Below are 1,641 nucleotides of genomic sequence, written 5' to 3'. Positions count from 1 at the left end.
GCTGCCATCAGAAGCACCGCTACCAGACCGCAAAGCTGCCCAGTACGTGCCAGGCCGGGGCAGCGAGCTTCCTTGCACTTGTTGCCGCGCTTGCGCGTCACCTGCCAGAATGGTGATGTGAATCACGAGCATGCCTTCGTCTGCGGCCACCCGGCACTCGACTTCGCCGCGACCCTGCGCGCACGGCGTACGGTCCGCTTCGAGATGTTCTCGGCGCCGGACCGGCTGGACGCCTGGTTCGTGGAGTCCGGGCTCGTCGACGCCGTCGCACCCGGCGGCCATGCCGACGTCGAGCACGCCAAGACGTTGCGGGAGGCGATCTACGAGCTCGTCACGGCCCGTCGCCTCGAGCAGGAATACGACGAAACGGCGCTGAGCGTGCTGAACGGCGCCGCGCGCAAGCCTCCGGCGACGCCGCAGCTCACCCGTGCCGGGCGCAGAACAGAGGCGAGCGCGGAACAGGCGCTGTCCACCGTCGCCCGGGCCGCCGTCGAGCTGCTCAGCGGTCCGGACGTACCCCTGCTGAGGGAGTGCGAGAACCCTGAGTGCACTCGCGTCTACGTCGACCGCTCCCGCGGCACACGCCGGCAGTGGTGCGGCATGGAGTCCTGCGGCAACAGGTTCAAGGCCGCCGCGTATCGCGCCCGGAAGAAGAGCGCCCCCCGGACGGCCGCCCCCTGAGCGACGGCACGGAACAGGCAACGAGCCGGTGCGCCGTCAAGGACGCACCGGCTCGTCACCGCTCACCGTGTTTCCCCCCTGGCCCCGCCATGTGTCAGTCGCGCCGGGCGACCTGGTAGTGCCCGATGTACCACTCACCCTCGATACGCCTGAGCACGACGCCGAGACTGACCGGAACCATGGGCCGGTCCGTGAACGAGAAGTCGACGCTGAGGTATCCGAGCAGGACATCATCGGCGAGTGCGCGGGTCTCCAGCACCTCGTACTCCGCCGTCAGGCCGAGCGGCTGGGAGTCGTAGTACTGGGCGACGCCCGGGCGTCCGACGCTGTAGGGATGCAGCCCCTGGAAGATCGCGTCCTCGGTGAACCCAGCGGCCACCTCCTCGGGCCGGTGCGCGTCGACCGCCGCCTTCCATCGATCCATGACCCCGCGCAGGACCGATCGCTGTGCTTCCGTGCTCTCCATCAGAACTTCCTCGATTCGCAGGTAGGCGCTGGGCACCTCGCTCGGCGGCGGTCGTCGCCGCCCGAGCGGTGCCGTTCGGGTCGGCTCAGGCCGTCCGGCCCGGGTCGTTGGGGTGCGACTCCAACGGGGTGATCACCGCGGTCATCCAGGGCCACAGGGGCAGACTTCCGAGGACCTCTTCCCGCAGCTCCGCCTCGTCCTCGGCCCGCCACACGCCGATGCTGCGGAGCTCTCCCACCGGACGCCACAGCCGGAACAGCCGCCCCTGGGCGGCAAGTTCCCTGGCCCGTACGGCTTCGGCGGCACGTCGCCTGTCGACCTCCGCCGGCGCGGTGCCCTCGGGCGCGGTGGTGGTCAACTCGACCAGGAATTCCTTCATGACTTCTCCCTCTCCCTGCTTCCTGCTTCCTGCTTCCTGCTTCCTGCTTCCTGCTTCCTGCTTCCTGCTTCCTGCTTCCTGCTTCCTGCTTCCTGCTTCCTGCACGGATCGACGC

The 1,641-nt window shown here is 69.2% G+C and carries 3 protein-coding genes; 1 reads left to right on the top strand and 2 read right to left on the bottom strand.

Annotated elements, in window-relative coordinates; translation table 11 throughout:
• Positions 1–117: 117 nt before the first annotated feature.
• Entirely contained in the window at positions 118–681 is a 564-nt protein-coding gene (locus tag ACWEBX_RS40290) for a CGNR zinc finger domain-containing protein (protein ID WP_451889658.1), read from the top strand.
• Positions 682–775: 94 nt separating this feature from the next.
• Here the strand turns inward: ACWEBX_RS40290 and ACWEBX_RS40285 are convergent, their stop codons facing one another.
• Entirely contained in the window at positions 776–1,147 is a 372-nt protein-coding gene (locus tag ACWEBX_RS40285; RefSeq protein ID WP_451889657.1) for a hypothetical protein, read from the bottom strand.
• 85 nt (positions 1,148–1,232) lie between these two features.
• Positions 1,233–1,526: a muconolactone Delta-isomerase family protein gene (locus tag ACWEBX_RS40280; protein ID WP_451889656.1), complete on the bottom strand. Its 294-nt coding sequence runs from the start codon at positions 1,524–1,526 to the stop codon at positions 1,233–1,235.
• Between the last annotated feature and the right edge of the window lie 115 nt (positions 1,527–1,641).

Source organism: Streptomyces sp. NPDC005070, from assembly GCF_053600395.1.
The sequence above is the reverse complement of the archived record's forward strand: the minus strand, read 5'-3'. Positions and strand labels throughout refer to the sequence as shown.